Raw genomic sequence first — 14,922 nt, forward strand, 5'->3', positions numbered from 1 at the left:
TGCGCTGACTACCCATCGATAAAGTTCGCTGTTACAGGTTCAACCGACGTAGACTTGTGGAACAACCGACTGGATTCCCGTTGTCTTTGCCTGATCGTCCTCTGAGTCCGAGTCGTTGGCTGGCCTACTACCGGGTCAGTACAGATCGCCAGGGAAACTCCGGCCTGGGCCTCGAAGCGCAGCGGGCCAAGGTTGAAGTAATGGCTTCCGAGCGGGGGGCTGTGATTGCGGCTGAATTCGTGGAGGTTGAGAGCGGTCGGAAGAACGATCGTCCTCAGTTGGCCGCGGCTCTGGCTCAGGCTCGCGCGGAGAAGGCTGTCATTGCTGTTGCCAAGATCGATCGTCTGGCTCGTGATGCTGGCTTCGTCTTGAAGCTCGCCAACGAGGCAGAAAAGAACGGGATGGGTGGCTTCATCTTCTGCGACTTGCCAGACATTGATGCCACCACCAGTGCTGGTCGGATGGTTCTCACGATGATGGCCAGCGTTGCTGAGTTCGAGGCACGTCGGATCAGCGAGCGAACTAAAGAAGCGTTGGCCGCGGCCAAGGCCCGAGGCGTGTGTCTTGGGGGGTACCGGGAAGGTGCTGCTCAGAAGGCGTCGGAGCGCAAGCAGAAGGCCATTGCTGAGGCGGAGGGACTGCGCGGGGTTCTTGAGCCAATGGTTCGTGCAGGCTTGAGCTACAGGGCCATGGCTGATGCGCTTGCAGGGGTTGGCAAGCTCAGCAGCACGGGAAAGCCACTGGCTCCGGCGCAGATCGGTCGGATCCTGCAGCGCTTGGGTTTGTCGGGAAAGCTGCTGGGCAGTGACCAGGCTTGGGTCGCTGCCTGATGGGTCAACGACGCAGCGCTGAGCATCGCGACTTCAGTCCTCTAGCGGCTGAGCTCAGTCACTCCCTGCTGGCCTGGTGGGAAGTCCACGGCCGGAAGGATCCTGCGCTGAAGCCGTGGATGTTCACCAAGGACGGAAGGTGGCCCGAGCCCCATGAACATCTCAATGTCCTGGAGTGCTGGATTGCCGAGGTGATGTTGCAACAGACCCAGTTGCAGGTGGTCTTGCCTTACTGGGAGCGCTGGATGGAGGCTTTTCCCACGCTTGAGCTGTTGGCTGAGGCGCGCGAACAGGATGTATTGCTGTTGTGGCAGGGGCTTGGTTACTACTCGCGAGCCCGTCGTCTTTTAGCGGGTGCCAAGCAACTGATTGGTCAGATTGCTCCTGCTTCAAGCACGACGCTCTCCGCTTGGCCAAAGGACCTCGACTGCTGGCTGCTTCTCCCTGGGATTGGTCGCACCACTGCGGCTGGGATCCTTTCGTCTGCTTTCAACAGTCCACTGGCGATTCTTGATGGCAATGTGCGCCGGGTTTTGGCGCGGCTTCAGGCCCATCCCAGGCCTCCAGGACGTGATCAGGCTTTGTATTGGCAATGGAGTGAGGCTCTTGTTGCAGCTGTACCAGGGAGTGCTCGTGATTTCAATCAGGCCCTGATGGATTTGGGTGCCACCGTTTGCACTCCCCATTCACCAGACTGCGGAGTCTGCCCTTGGCAGACGCACTGTGCTGCGTACGCTGCTGGCGATGTAGGTCGCTATCCCGTGAAAGACACCCCTCGAGCTGTTCCTTTTCAAGTGATTGGAGTGGGTGTTGTGCTGAACGAGGCCGGTGAGGTGTTGATTGATCAGAGACTCAATGAAGGTTTGCTCGGGGGGTTGTGGGAATTCCCAGGAGGGAAGCAGGAGCAGGGGGAAGTGATTGTGGACACCATTGCCCGGGAATTGCGGGAGGAATTGGCGATTGAGGTGGCTGTGGGGGAGGAGCTGATCAGCGTTGAACATGCCTACAGCCATAAAAAGCTGCGGTTTGTGGTGCACCTTTGCCAATGGATTAGCGGTGAACCGCAACCCTTGGCGAGTCAGCAGGTGCTTTGGGTCAGCCCGCAGTCATTGGCTGACTATCCCTTCCCTGCAGCGAACGCCAAAATTATTGCGGCGTTGTTGAAGGAGTTGCCACGGATGAGCTGATTGCGTCCAAACGGTTGGCATCGCTGTTTTCTTTGGCCAGCCTGAAGTCAGCCGCCCTGTCCTCATGGCCGATGGTTCTGCTTTAGCTCCTCGCGTGTTGTGCCTGGGTGAGGCGTTGGTGGATCGGCTTGGCCCCCTGGGGGGGGATCCCGCGACGGCTGTGCCCGAATCTTGTGATGATCGCTTGGGTGGTGCGCCTGCCAATGTGGCCTGTGCTCTGGCTCGGCTGGGCACTCCCGTAGGCCTGATTGGTCGGCTCGGTGAGGACGTGATCGGTAGGGAATTTCTTGCCTTGTTCCAGCGGCGTGGTGTCGATGTGCAAGCCCTTCAATCGGATCCAAGCCGACCAAGTCGGGTGGTCTTGGTGCGACGTGATGCCAATGGTGAAAGGGTCTTTCAGGGTTTTGCAGGAGATCAGAGCCTGGGGTTTGCTGATCAGATGTTGGATCGTGCCGGCTTGGAACTGGTCTGGCCTGGTGTGTCGAAGCAGGCTCGCTGGTTGTTAGTGGGCACGATTCCATTGGCGACGACGGCGTCCGCTGAGTCTTTGCAGTGGGTGTTGGCTCAGGCAAAAGCGGCTGGTCTTGCGCTGGCTTTGGATGTGAACTGGCGCCCCACCTTTTGGGACTCCGAGGCGGATCCTGCGGCAGGACCTGATGCCTCCGCCTTGTCAGCCATGAAGCCATTGCTGCATCAGGCGGCGTTGCTCAAGCTTGCGCGTGAGGAGGCTCTCTGGTTGTTTGACAGCGATGATCCTTTGGCTATTCAGGCCGTTCTTCCACAGCGCCCCGATGTGGTCGTCACCGATGGCGGAAATCCCGTGCGTTGGCAGATCGCCGGCCATGCAGGAACCATGCCGGTTTTGACACCAGCGCGCGTGGTCGACACCACGGGTGCAGGAGATGCGTTCACCGCGGGCTTGCTTCACCAACTGGTGGGTTTATCTGGGCACACCGATCTGTCCCATGTTGGCGATTCCGCGATGGTGGAACGCATGGTCCGCTATGCGGCAGCTTGCGGGGCTTTGGTTTGCGTTGGAGCCGGGGGCATTGATCCTCAACCGGACCCAGAGGCTGTGGCTAAGTTCCTCAATCAGGCTTGATCAAGGCGGGGCTGGCCAGCCATGAGGATGGAGTGATGGCTGGAGTGTTCATGGTTCGGTCGAAGGCGCGCCATTGGGGGTGGATCGCGGTGATTGGAGTGAGTGTTGCCGCGTTGGGGATCCATCGCTGGGCAGCCCTCGGCGGGGGCTTGTGGCTGGGTTTGCCGGTTTGGGTGCTGGCTTTGATCGTTGTGCAAGCGCTGTTGACCCTGACAGCAGCCTTCCTGGCGAGGTCATAGCGATGTCATCCACGATGCTTGTGGCCCTTCTGGGTCTGGTCATTTATCTCCTTGCCTTGCTTTGGCTTGGTTGCAGCAACAGAACCTCGCTGGGCGGTAGTGCAGATAATTATTTTTTGGCCGATCGCAAGCTGCGCTCAACACTGCTCTTTTTCACGTTGATCGCTACAAATTTCAGCGCCTTTTTCTTTCTGGGATTTGCCGGTGCCGGATACCGCATTGGCTTGGCTTATTACCCGATGATGGCCCTAGGAACAGGGTTGGCTGCTCTCAGTTTTGGAACATTGGGTTGCCGTGTGCGCGCCATCAGTTGCGAACACGGGTTGATTACACCCTCTGAGCTGATTGGCCAGCGGCTCCCGGGCGAGGCGATTCGCTTGGTGGTGTTTGTTGTGATGACCCTCTTCACGTTGCCCTATTTGGCATTGCAACCCTTGGGGGCGGGATATCTGCTGGAAACCCTCACCAATGGAGCGATTCCTTTCCCAGTAGGCGCCACGGTGCTCACGGTGGCAATCGTTGTGTATGTGGTGGGTGGTGGCATGAATGCTGTCGCCAAGACGGATGTGCTTCAGGGCGTGCTGATGTTTAGCCTGATGTTGCTTGCTTTTGTGGCAGTGGCCCATGGCGTGGGTGGTCTCACTCAGGTGAACCAGCTGCTTCAGCAGGAGCAGCCACAACTCTTTTCTGGTGCTGGTCTAAATAACTTTTTTACGCCAAGGATTTGGTTCAGTTATTTGCTGCTTTGGCCATTGTGTTTGCCGATGTTCCCGCAAATGCTGATGCGTTTTTTTGCAGCCGAAGATGATCGTTCTTTAAAGCAATCGATGGTGCTTTATCCCCTGGTTGCAGGGATTCTTTTTATCTGCCCGGTGTTGATTGGAGTGTGGGGGCATGGGGCTTTCCCCGACTTGATCGGCCGCGCTGCTGACCAGATCATGCCGCTGATGCTCGCTCGCTTTGCTCCGTCTTGGTTGACCGGTCTGGTGATGGTGGGAGCGTTGGCTGCCTTTATGTCGACTCTCGATTCTCAGCTGCTGGCTTTGTCTTCGATGTTTACGCGCGATGTGTATCGCCGCTACCTGCGGCCTGAGGCGTCCCTCAACGAACAGGTTCGAGTGGGCCAAATGGCGGTGGTGGCACTGGCGGTGGCTGGATTGTGCATTGCCCTGCGACCGCCCGAGGCGATTTTGACCTTGGCGACCCATGCCTTTTCCGGTCTGGCCCTTCTGTTCCCCGTGATGGTGGGAGCTGTTTACGGCTTGCGTTTCTCTGCCTTGGCCGCAGTGCTTTCTGTCCTCTGTGGAGAATTCATTCTGCTTGGGTTTGCTTTGCAGTGGCTCCCGGAGCCTCTCGCGGCTGGATTTTTGCCCTTGGTGCCAGCGTTGATGATCAGTTTGATGATTTTGGGCGTTGATTCCGCTCTCTTCGCTGGGCGGCGAGGGGAGCATGGATCGTGGCCAAGCGCCCTTCGCCGTCTGATTGGTATCGGAGAATGAGTCTCCAGGCGTCAGGCAGGGCGAGGCTGAGCCGCTCCGGCCACTCCACCATCAGCAGGGCTCCGAGGGCCGTGGCTTCCTCTTCTTCTTGAAGGAAGAGGTCGTCTGCTGCGACAGCTTGCTCGAGCCGGTACAGGTCGAGATGGATCAGTGGTGGGGTTCCTTCGGGGTAGTGCTGAGCAAGCGCGAAGGTGGGGCTGGTGATTGGTTCTTGGATCCCTAGAGCCTCGGCAAGGCCTTGCACTAGAGAGGTTTTGCCTGCACCGAGGGGTCCCTCTAGCAGCACGATGTCATTCGGTTGAAGGCGCGCTGCCAACCTCCGGCCAAGGTCTTTTGTGGCCTCGAGATCGTCAAGGATCCTTGTCTCATCTGTAGATTGGCTGATAAGGGAGCCCGAAGCCTCGGCGTCTCCGAAGTATTTATCGTTCACATCCTCCCCAGGGAGCTTTTCAATATGGTGGCAACAGCCGCGGCAACGGCCGAACTTCAGGTCGCAAAGGATTACGTGATTGCGGATATCGGTTTAGCCGATTTCGGCCGCAAAGAGCTTGATATTGCTGAGACCGAAATGCCCGGTTTGATGGCATTGCGTACCAAGTACGGCAAGGAGAAGCCCTTGAAGGGAGCCCGGATCGCCGGCTCTTTGCACATGACGATTCAGACCGCTGTTCTGATCGAAACCTTGGTCGAGCTCGGTGCTGATGTGCGCTGGGCCTCCTGCAACATTTTTTCCACCCAGGATCATGCTGCGGCTGCGATGGCGGCTGGTGGAATTCCCGTCTTTGCCGTCAAGGGTGAGACCCTTGAGGAGTATTGGGATTACACCCACAGCATCCTCGAGTGGGGTGATGGTGGAACGCCCAACATGATCCTGGACGATGGTGGCGATGCCACCGGTCTGGTGATGTTGGGCAGCAAGGCTGAGCAGGACATCACCGTGCTCGACAACCCTTCCAACGAAGAGGAGACCTTCCTGTTCGCTTCGATCAAGAAGAAGCTGGCGAAGGATTCCAGTTTCTACAGCCGTATCAAGGCTGAAATTCAGGGCGTGACCGAGGAGACCACCACGGGCGTGGCTCGCCTCTACAAGATGCAGAAGAGTGGAGAGCTTCCCTTCCCTGCGATCAACGTCAACGATTCGGTTACGAAGAGCAAGTTCGACAACCTCTATGGCTGTCGTGAATCTCTGGTTGACAGCATTAAGCGTGCGACCGACGTGATGGTGGCTGGCAAGCAGGCCCTCGTTGTTGGCTACGGCGACGTGGGCAAGGGTTCAGCCCAGTCATTGCGCGGCCTCGGTGCCACCGTTTGCATTGCTGAAGTGGATCCCATTTGCGCTTTGCAGGCTGCGATGGAGGGTTACCGGGTGGTTCGCCTCGAGGATGTGGTGGATCAGATGGACATCTTTGTGACCGCAACCGGCAACTACCAGGTGATCCGCAATGAGCATCTGGTGAAGATGAAGGACGAAGCGATCGTCTGCAATATCGGACACTTCGACAACGAGATTGATGTGGCCTCGCTCAAGTCCTATGAGTGGGACAACATCAAGCCTCAGGTGGATCACATCACCTTGCCAAGCGGTAACAAAATTATTCTTCTTGCCGAAGGTCGTCTCGTCAATCTGGGATGCGCCACTGGTCACCCTAGTTTCGTGATGAGCAACTCATTCACGAATCAGGTGTTGGCTCAGATTGAGTTGTTCACCAAGGGCAACGAATATGGCAAAGAGGTGTATGTGCTGCCTAAGCACCTCGATGAGATGGTAGCTCGCCTCCATCTTGAGAAGATTGGTTGCAAACTCACCGAATTGAGTAAAGATCAGGCCGATTACATCAACGTTCCTGTTGAAGGCCCCTATAAGCCAGATCACTATCGTTATTGATCTTTTTTAATTTGATTGAGGGCTGCAATTGCAGCCCTTTTTTATTGCCTTGTTATTGTGGACCATCGTCTAGGAGAGTGATTTTTGTGCCTTCGGTTTGCTTTAAATTTAAAAATTGGCTCTAGTTGGTGCCACTTAATAGATTATTGATTCAAATGCTTGCTTGTCCTATAGACGCCCTGCTGGTGGATATTGAATGGATTTCGATGTCGCCTTGTCGCGGGCTAAAACTCTTTATTTATTTGATGAATGAAACGTATAGTCAGTAGTTGCAAGGATTGTCTAAATTATTCTAATCGGAGCTATTTGATTACTGTTTTGTGCGCTGTCTCTTGCTCTGATTTTGAGAATAGGCTCGAACTCTTTCGTCTGGAATAATGCCTTGTTGGTACGTAGGTGAAGGGGCTTCTCTTTCTGCTACGGATAATTCCTATGCCTGAATCACAGCCCAATTGGGGATGTCGCTTGGCCGCAAGGTGTGAAATACTGGCAAAACTTTGTTGTCGATGTTGATGGGTCTGTCTGAACTGATTACCCAGCTTCCAGAGCTGATTGGACAGGCCGTCGAGGCAAATCAATGGTTGGGGTATGGCGCCATTTTTGCGGCCATGTTTCTCGAAAATTTGTTTCCGCCTATTCCCTCTGAGCTGATCATGCCTTTGGGAGGCTTTTATGTGCAGCAAGGGCAACTGCAATTCGTCCCCGTTGTGCTTGCGGGTTTGATTGGAACGGTGCTGGGGGCGTTGCCTTGGTATGGCATCGGCCGTTTGATCAATGAACAACGCATTGAACAATGGCTTGAGCGCCATGGCCGCTGGATCGGCATTAGCCCTGAGGAGTTGGCGCGGAGTCGCCGCTGGTTTAGCCGCTACGGCACGGCCCTCGTGTTTTGGGGACGGTTGGTGCCAGGCATTCGCACTTTGATTTCGGTTCCCGCAGGAATCGAGTTGATGCCGATGGCGCCATTTTTGATTTGGACTACGGCTGGCAGCCTGATCTGGACGCTGTTGCTCACCATCGCTGGGATGGTTCTTGGTGAGGGTTACAGCAATGTTGAGGTCTGGATCGACCCTGTCTCCAAGGTGATCAAGGTGGGCTTGGTGATTGCCGTTTTGGCTGGTGGGATCTGGCTGGCCCTCAGGATTTGGCGTCGCCGCCAGTCGGCCGACTAACCAGCGGATAGGCGCCGGCGCCCGGCTGTGTTGAGCCCCTCCATGCGAGGAATTCGCCGGTCGCCGTGGGCCCCTGTTTCAGAAGGGAACTTCTTCGTCGCTCGGGCTGCCTCCCCCGAATCCACCGGAGCCCGCTTCGCTGTCGCGTTTGGAGCCGAGGAGTTCGAGGCGATCAACGCGAACAACAGGCTTGCTGCGTTCTTCACCGCTGTTGCGATCGGTCCAGCGATCCAATTTGAAGCTGCCGATGATGCCCAGGAGTGATCCTTTTTTGACGTAATCGGCGGCAACCTGGGCTTGTTTGCCCCAGATCTCAAGGTTGAACCAATCTGGTTCGTCGTCGCGGCTGCGGCGATTCACGGCAATGGTCAGGTTGGCCACCATGCTTCCCGATTCGAAGTAACGAACTTCGGGATCTCGGCCGGCGCGGCCGACCAGGGTTACGGAATTGACACCCATAAAGGTCTTGTTCTGTGTGGATCAATGATGCGCCACGGTTGACGTGGCTGCTTTTAAGGAGTTCCACCCTCAGCGCCGGATGTATCAGCCGATGGATCAGGCGATGCATGAGTCAGAGCATGACACCCCTCCTAAGATTCGGCGACTTGTGCCACAGCCAGTGCTTTTTCGTCGATTTCAACTCTCCCGTGACATCGGTATCGACCTCGGCACTGCCAACACCCTGATTTACGTCTCCGGAAAGGGGATCGTGTTGCAAGAGCCTTCTGTGGTGGCGATTGATTTGGAGAGGGGAGTGCCCCTGGCCGTCGGTGATGAAGCGAAGCTGATGCTGGGCCGGACGCCCGGGAACATTCGTGCCGTTCGGCCCCTACGTGATGGCGTGATCGCGGACTTTGATGCGGCTGAGCAGATGCTCAAAAGCTTCATTCAAAAAGGCAATGAGGGGCGCGGGATCATTGCGCCGCGTTTGGTGGTGGGCATCCCAAGTGGTGTGACGGGTGTGGAGCGCCGCGCCGTGCGTGAGGCGGGCCTGGCCGGTGCCAGAGAAGTGCATCTCATCGATGAGCCCGTGGCTGCGGCGATTGGTGCTGGGCTGCCGGTGACAGAGCCCGTCGGCACGATGATTGTGGACATCGGTGGTGGAACCACCGAAGTGGCGGTGCTCAGCCTCGGAGGCACCGTGCTGAGTGAATCCGTTCGCGTTGCTGGTGATGAAATAAGCGATTCGATTGGCGTCCATCTCAAAAAGGTTCACAACCTCGTCGTGGGTGAGCGCACGGCCGAAGACATCAAGATTCGAATCGGCTCTGCGTTTCCAGACAACGACTTCGACCAGACCGTGATGGATGTGCGTGGTTTGCACCTCTTGTCTGGTTTGCCGCGCACGATTCAGCTCCAAGCGGGTGATCTTCGTGAGGCGATTGCTGAGCCCCTCAACGTGATTGTTGAGGCGGTGAAGCGCACGCTTGAACGCACTCCCCCTGAGCTGGCCGCAGACATCGTCGATCGCGGAATCATGCTCGCGGGCGGTGGGGCTCTGGTGAGGGGGATTAGTGATCTGATCAGCCATGAAACCGGGATCTTCACCCACGTGGCGGAAGATCCGCTGCTGTGTGTAGTGAATGGCTGCGGACAGGTGCTGGAGGATTACAAGCGCCTGCAGCGTGTCTTGGATACCCCTGAATTCGTTCGCTCTGCCTCGAGCCTCTAATTCCGATGGGCTCCTCGCCGTGGCCGCAGGGAACGCGTTCCCGGAGCCTGAAACGAATTTGGCCTTGGCTGGCTCTGCTTGGCGTGCTGGGGATGGTGCGTTGGAGCAAGGGCGCCGGTTTCGCGGATGCCTACGCCTTGCTCACGCGTCCGTTTTGGCCAGGCTCAGCTCAGAAAGAGTGGGTTCAGTCAGCGCAGCAGCAGGACGATGCCACGCGTTTGCAGTTGCTTGAGGTGGATAACGCCCGTTTGAGGGGTTTGCTTTCGTTGGATCGTCAAGGTGCCCAAGGGGCGATTTCTGCTGCCGTGATCTCCCGAACGCCTGAGGGCTGGTGGCAGCAAATCGTGCTGGGGAAGGGGGGGCTGGATGGCATCAAACAAGGGGATGCGGTGAGCGGTCCGGGTGGATTGATTGGCCGCGTGCAAAGTGCCACGCCAGCGACAAGCCTTGTGCGCTTGCTCACCGCTCCGGGAAGTCGTGTCGGCGTTTGGGTGCCTCGGACCCGTCAACATGCCCTCCTGGTGGGAATGGGCACGGCCCGTCCTGAACTGAAATTCATCGATAAAGACGTGAAGGTCCGTCCTGGTGATTTGGTGAGCACCTCCCCGGCCAGCACTCTGTTGCCTGCAAACCTTCCTGTGGCCGTTGTGCAGTCCTTGAACTCCAGAGCGGTTCCAGCTCCCACGGCCCTGGTTCAGTTGATTGCGCCTCCGGATGCGATCGACTGGGTGCAGGTGAGTCGGCGCTGATCGATGGCTCGTCTTCACAGCCAACCGATCTGTGTTGCCTCCGGATTGTTGGTGCCGTTGATCAGCTTGGCGGCACCGTCATGGCTGAGCTTGGGAGGTGTCTTGCCGAGCTGGGCGGTGCTGTGGCTGTTGCCATGGGCTCTGGTGGATGGACCGGTATCGGGAGTGATCGCGGGCGCGGCAATGGGATTGGTCCTGGATGGCCTCAGTGTGGGAGATGTCAGTCAGGTGCCCGCTTTGATGCTGTTGGGCTGGTGGTGGGGACGGCTTGGGCGGCGGGGCCGACCGATTCAACGCAGTCTCAATTTGGGTCTGCTGGCTTGGATCGGCACGATGTTGCTGGGGTTGAGCCTCTGGGCGCAGCTGTTGGTTCAGGGTGTGGATGCTCCTTTGGCCCAAGCCTTTGCATTACACACCTGTTTGGCTCAAGGCCTGATGACGGGCCTGATGGCCCCGATGATTGGGTCTTGGCAACTTCTGATCTGGCGACGGCGCACTCCCGCATGATTCAGCACACTTCTCATCGCCATAGGTCCCATCGCTTTAGGTGGCTCGCCTTGGCCGTTGTCAGCACGTCTTTGCTGATGGGGGGATGCCGGCGTGCCGCCGCTCCAGAAGGAGCTCTCCAGCTTTGGACGCTGCAACTAGCGCCCAAATTCAACACCTACATGGAACAGGTGATTGATCGCTGGGATGATGAGCATCCCGATGCGCCGGTGCGTTGGACCGACCTGCCCTGGGGCTCGGTGGAACGGAAGCTTCTGGCTGCCGTGTTTGCGCGCACCGCTCCGGATGTGGTGAATCTCAATCCCCCCTTCGCGGCCAATTTGGCAAGTAAGGGTGGGTTGACCGATCTCACGCCGCTGTTGCCGCCCGATGCCGCTCAGCGTTATTTGCCTTCGGTGTGGCGTGCCGCGCGCGATCCAAAGGCGGGCCAGATTGCCGTGCCCTGGTATCTCACGGTCCGCCTCAGCCTGGTCAACCAGCAGCTGCTTCAACAAGCTGGCGTGAAAGAGCCACCCCGTCGTTGGGAGGATGTCCCCGCCTTCGCCCGCCGCATCCGAGAGCGAACGGGACGCTACGGGCTGTTTGTCACGGCCGTGCCCGACGATTCCGCTGAATTGCTGGAGTCGATGGTTCAGATGGGGGTCGTTTTGCTCGATGAGCAACAGCGCGCTGGATTCGATTCGCCAGAGGGGCGCAAGGCGTTTGCGTTTTGGACTGATTTGTATCGAGAGGGGCTTCTCCCTCGGGAAGTGGTCAGTCAGGGGCAGCGCCGGGCGATTGAGCTCTACCAAAGTGGTGAGCTTGCCTTGCTGGCCAGTGGGGCTGAATTTTTACGCAGCATTCAGACCAATGCCCCTGGAGTGGCGGCGGTGACCATCCCTCAACCGCCTCTCACAGGAGACGATGGCACCGCCAACGTGGCTTTGATGACGCTCGCTGTTCCTCGCCAGAGTCAGCGACCTCAAGAAGCGTTGTCATTCGCCCTGGATCTCACCAACGGACCGAACCAAGCGCGCTTTGCGCGCGAGGCCAGAGTGTTGCCCTCCTCCCTGGCGGCTCTCAGGCATGTCCGTGCTGAGCTTGAAGCCGAGCGACCTGCCACTCCCGAGCAGGCTCAAATTCGAGAGGCGAGGCTTCTGTCGGCCAAGACGCTGGAGGGAGCGAGGGTCCTGGTGCCTGCGACGCCAGGGGTGAAGCGACTGCAAAGCATCGTTTACACCCAGCTTCAGAGGGCGATGTTGGGTCAGATCAGTAGTGAGGAGGCGGTGCGTACCGCTGCTGAACAGTGGAACCGTTATTCAGAGGCGCGCTGGCCCTAAGGGAGCCATTCACTGCCTTGAATTGAAAACATAAAGACAATCGAAAGCCTGAGTCGATAGCTTTTTGTCACTCACGAACCGTTTGCGCTGACCGGTAGAGTCGCTTCTCTTCACATTGTGTTGCGATGCCCACAGATGGGCCTTCTGTAAAAGGAACCATTCTTGTGGTTGACGACGAGCCCGCAGTCAGGCGGGTTCTGTTGATGCGTCTGCAATTAGCTGGTTACAACGTCATTTCCGCTGAGGACGGAGAGGAAGCGTTGGAGATGTTCCACAACGAAGCTCCAGACCTCGTTGTGCTCGATGTCATGCTTCCCAAAATGGACGGCTTTGCTGTATGCAGGCGCCTGAGAGCGGAATCCTGCGTCCCCATTATTTTTCTCTCGGCGCTGGAATCGATTTCTGAACGCGTCGCTGGCCTCGACCTCGGAGCCGATGACTATCTGCCAAAACCTTTCAGTCCAAAGGAGCTGGAAGCCCGCATCTCCACGATTTTGAGGCGGGTTGGCTCTGGCTCCGCCACCGTTGAGCCACGGGAGATTCCCAGCGGCCAAGGGGTGATGCGAGTTGGAGACCTGGTGGTCGATACCAATCGCCGTCAGGTGAACCGAGGAACCGAGCGGATCGCTCTTACCTACACAGAATTCAGCCTCCTTGAGTTGCTGTTTCGGGAGCCAGGTCATGTGGTTCCTAGGGCTGAAATCCTGGAGCAGCTCTGGGGCTATCCGCCCAGACGTGCAGCCGACCTCCGGGTCGTTGATGTTTATGTCGCACGCTTGCGCGGCAAGCTTGAGCCCGACCCTCGCAATCCTGAATTGATTCTCACGGTGAGAGGGATTGGCTACGCGTCTCAACGCATGGGTGAGCCCGCGGGAGCACCGGCAGCAGTTTGAGAATTTGGCGTAATCCGCTCGCTCTCGTCCCCGTCGCGGGGCAGGATGGCGCCCGACTGCTTCTTCTCTCTTGTCTGAACTTCGTGAGACCCGCTTGGAGAAGGCGAATGCTCTCAAAGAACAGGGGCAAGAGCCGTATGCGTTGCGCTTTGATCTCACCGATCGCATGGCTCGCTTGCAAGCCGATCATGCAGATCTCCCGAACGGTACCGAGCGAGACCTAAAGGTTTCGGTGGCTGGTCGGGTGATGACGCGCCGGGTGATGGGCAAGCTTGCCTTCTTCACGCTTGCGGATGAAACGGGAACGATCCAGTTGTTTCTCGAAAAAGCAACGCTGGGAGACAGCTTCGCTCAGCTCAGTTCCTTGGTGGATGCAGGAGACCTGATTGGGGTTCACGGCATCTTGCGCCGCACTGATCGCGGTGAACTGTCCGTCAAGGTGAGCGAATGGCAGATGCTCACCAAGTCGCTGCAGCCCCTGCCAGATAAATGGCATGGCCTCGCCGATGTGGAGAAGCGCTATCGCCAGCGCTATTTGGATTTGATCGTCACGCCGCAGTCTCGTGAGACCTTCCGGCGTCGAGCGATGGCCGTCAGTGCGATCCGCCGTTGGTTGGACGAACGCGATTTCCTAGAGATCGAAACACCGGTTTTGCAATCCGAAGCCGGTGGAGCTGAAGCGCGACCGTTCATCACGCATCACAACACCCTTGATCTGCCTCTCTACCTGCGGATTGCCACGGAGCTCCACCTCAAACGGCTCGTGGTGGGTGGATTTGAACGGGTGTATGAGCTCGGGCGGATCTTTCGTAACGAAGGGGTGAGCACGCGCCATAACCCTGAATTCACCTCGGTGGAGGTGTATCAGGCCTATGCCGATTACAACGACATGATGACGCTCACCGAAGAGCTGATCGCCTCGGTTTGTGAGCAGGTTTGCGGGACGACCCGCATCAGCTACCAGGGCGTGGAGGTGGACCTGACGCCGTCCTGGAGGCGCGCCACGATGCATGAACTTGTGCAGGAGGCCACCGGACTGGATTTCGCCTCTTTCCAGACCCGTGAGGCGGCTGTGGAGGCGATGCGAGCCGCGAATCTCCCTGCACCGGATAAGGCCGACACGGTCGGACGGCTCTTGAACGAAGCGTTTGAGCATGCGGTGGAACCCAATTTGATCCAGCCAACCTTTGTGCTCGATTACCCGCAGGAAATTTCCCCCCTGGCGCGTAAACATCGCAGCAAGCCAGGTCTGGTGGAGCGGTTTGAGTTGTTCATCGTGGGCCGTGAAACGGCCAATGCTTTCAGTGAGCTCACGGATCCTTTGGATCAAAGAGGCCGCATGGAGCTCCAGCAGGAACGCCGTGCGGCAGGAGATGTGGAAGCCAGCGGCGTGGATGAGGATTTCATTCAGGCTCTGGAAGTGGGGATGCCCCCCACGGGTGGACTTGGGATCGGGATTGATCGCTTGGTGATGCTGCTCACGGATAGCCCCTCCATTCGGGATGTGATTGCCTTTCCGTTGATGCGACCGGAGGGGTGACCTGTCAGCATGGATAATTAAACCCAGTGGCAGGGTCCAATTCCCATGAGTGGTGAGCGCGTAGGTTTCCGCTTCAAACACGCCGATGCGGTGGTCAAGCGCAATCCGCAGGGGCGGTCCCGTCGCGGATGGGTGATGGAGCCCGTGGAGCAGACCACGAGCCGAGGCACCAAGATGCCCGCTTATCGCATCCGTTGGCGTGACAGTGAGCGTCCTGAGATCGTGCTTCAGCACATGCTGATTGCTGATCCAGACCCCACTCCACCGCCTGAAAATGTGAGCCTCGAGCCACCCGCACCGAAGGCTTGATCGAGAGAGATCTCACTTG

General features: G+C 57.8%; 16 protein-coding genes. 14 read left to right on the forward strand and 2 right to left on the reverse strand.

Annotated features, from left to right (window positions below; all coding sequences use genetic code 11):
- The first annotated feature begins 80 nt into the window (after window positions 1–80).
- From DXY38_RS02785 to DXY38_RS02805, 5 genes are all read left to right on the forward strand, one after another.
- Entirely contained in the window at window positions 81–830 is a 750-nt protein-coding gene (locus DXY38_RS02785) for a recombinase family protein (protein ID WP_236629520.1), read from the forward strand.
- Entirely contained in the window at window positions 830–2,017 is a 1,188-nt protein-coding gene (mutT, locus tag DXY38_RS02790) for an 8-oxo-dGTP diphosphatase MutT (protein ID WP_115070385.1), read from the forward strand. The genes DXY38_RS02785 and mutT overlap by 1 nt, the downstream gene beginning before the upstream one ends.
- 64 nt (window positions 2,018–2,081) lie before the next feature.
- The gene (locus tag DXY38_RS02795) at window positions 2,082–3,119 is read left to right on the forward strand and encodes a carbohydrate kinase (RefSeq protein ID WP_115070386.1); all 1,038 of its coding nucleotides are present in this window, start codon (window positions 2,082–2,084) and stop codon (window positions 3,117–3,119) included.
- On the forward strand, window positions 3,116–3,358 hold the full coding sequence (locus tag DXY38_RS02800) for a hypothetical protein (RefSeq protein ID WP_115070387.1): 243 nt from the start codon (window positions 3,116–3,118) through the stop codon (window positions 3,356–3,358). Before DXY38_RS02795 ends, DXY38_RS02800 begins: the two co-directional genes overlap by 4 nt.
- A gap of 2 nt (window positions 3,359–3,360) precedes the next feature.
- Window positions 3,361–4,857 (forward strand): sodium:solute symporter family protein, encoded by a 1,497-nt coding sequence (locus tag DXY38_RS02805; protein ID WP_115070388.1) that lies wholly within the window; start codon window positions 3,361–3,363, stop codon window positions 4,855–4,857.
- Here DXY38_RS02805 and tsaE read toward each other — a convergent pair.
- Window positions 4,751–5,287 carry a tRNA (adenosine(37)-N6)-threonylcarbamoyltransferase complex ATPase subunit type 1 TsaE gene (gene tsaE / locus DXY38_RS02810; protein WP_115070389.1) on the reverse strand — a complete coding sequence of 179 codons (537 nt, stop codon included), beginning with the start codon at window positions 5,285–5,287 and terminating at the stop codon, window positions 4,751–4,753. The genes DXY38_RS02805 and tsaE overlap by 107 nt on opposite strands.
- Before the next feature lie 24 nt (window positions 5,288–5,311).
- Here tsaE and ahcY point away from each other — a divergent pair, with 24 nt between their 5' ends.
- The gene (gene ahcY / locus DXY38_RS02815) at window positions 5,312–6,742 is read left to right on the forward strand and encodes an adenosylhomocysteinase (RefSeq protein WP_115070390.1); all 1,431 of its coding nucleotides are present in this window, start codon (window positions 5,312–5,314) and stop codon (window positions 6,740–6,742) included.
- Between the two features lie 512 nt (window positions 6,743–7,254).
- Window positions 7,255–7,914, forward strand: coding sequence for a DedA family protein (locus DXY38_RS02820; protein WP_115070527.1), 660 nt, complete (start codon window positions 7,255–7,257; stop codon window positions 7,912–7,914).
- A gap of 78 nt (window positions 7,915–7,992) precedes the next feature.
- On the opposite strand, the gene DXY38_RS02825 is transcribed toward DXY38_RS02820, so the two are convergent.
- Window positions 7,993–8,373 carry a single-stranded DNA-binding protein gene (locus DXY38_RS02825; RefSeq protein ID WP_115070391.1) on the reverse strand — a complete coding sequence of 127 codons (381 nt, stop codon included), beginning with the start codon at window positions 8,371–8,373 and terminating at the stop codon, window positions 7,993–7,995.
- 160 nt (window positions 8,374–8,533) lie between these two features.
- Between DXY38_RS02825 and DXY38_RS02830 the strand changes: the two genes are divergently transcribed.
- From DXY38_RS02830 to DXY38_RS02860, 7 genes are all read left to right on the forward strand, one after another.
- Window positions 8,534–9,586 (forward strand): rod shape-determining protein, encoded by a 1,053-nt coding sequence (locus DXY38_RS02830; RefSeq protein WP_038014152.1) that lies wholly within the window; start codon window positions 8,534–8,536, stop codon window positions 9,584–9,586.
- Between the two features lie 5 nt (window positions 9,587–9,591).
- Window positions 9,592–10,335: a rod shape-determining protein MreC gene (mreC, locus tag DXY38_RS02835; RefSeq protein WP_115070392.1), complete on the forward strand. Its 744-nt coding sequence runs from the start codon at window positions 9,592–9,594 to the stop codon at window positions 10,333–10,335.
- 3 nt (window positions 10,336–10,338) lie between these two features.
- Window positions 10,339–10,842 carry a hypothetical protein gene (locus DXY38_RS02840; protein ID WP_006853880.1) on the forward strand — a complete coding sequence of 168 codons (504 nt, stop codon included), beginning with the start codon at window positions 10,339–10,341 and terminating at the stop codon, window positions 10,840–10,842.
- Window positions 10,839–12,161 carry a sugar ABC transporter substrate-binding protein gene (locus tag DXY38_RS02845; RefSeq protein WP_115070393.1) on the forward strand — a complete coding sequence of 441 codons (1,323 nt, stop codon included), beginning with the start codon at window positions 10,839–10,841 and terminating at the stop codon, window positions 12,159–12,161. The genes DXY38_RS02840 and DXY38_RS02845 overlap by 4 nt, the downstream gene beginning before the upstream one ends.
- Window positions 12,162–12,286: 125 nt before the next feature.
- Window positions 12,287–13,054, forward strand: a complete 768-nt coding sequence (gene rpaB / locus DXY38_RS02850; RefSeq protein ID WP_006853878.1) for a response regulator transcription factor RpaB — start codon at window positions 12,287–12,289, stop codon at window positions 13,052–13,054.
- Window positions 13,055–13,124: 70 nt separating this feature from the next.
- Window positions 13,125–14,594 (forward strand): lysine--tRNA ligase, encoded by a 1,470-nt coding sequence (gene lysS, locus DXY38_RS02855; protein WP_115070394.1) that lies wholly within the window; start codon window positions 13,125–13,127, stop codon window positions 14,592–14,594.
- A gap of 45 nt (window positions 14,595–14,639) precedes the next feature.
- Entirely contained in the window at window positions 14,640–14,903 is a 264-nt protein-coding gene (locus tag DXY38_RS02860) for a hypothetical protein (RefSeq protein WP_006042532.1), read from the forward strand.
- The last annotated feature ends 19 nt before the right edge of the window (window positions 14,904–14,922 follow it).

The sequence above is a fragment of the Synechococcus sp. UW179B genome (assembly GCF_900474245.1).
GTDB lineage: Bacteria > Cyanobacteriota > Cyanobacteriia > PCC-6307 > Cyanobiaceae > Synechococcus_C.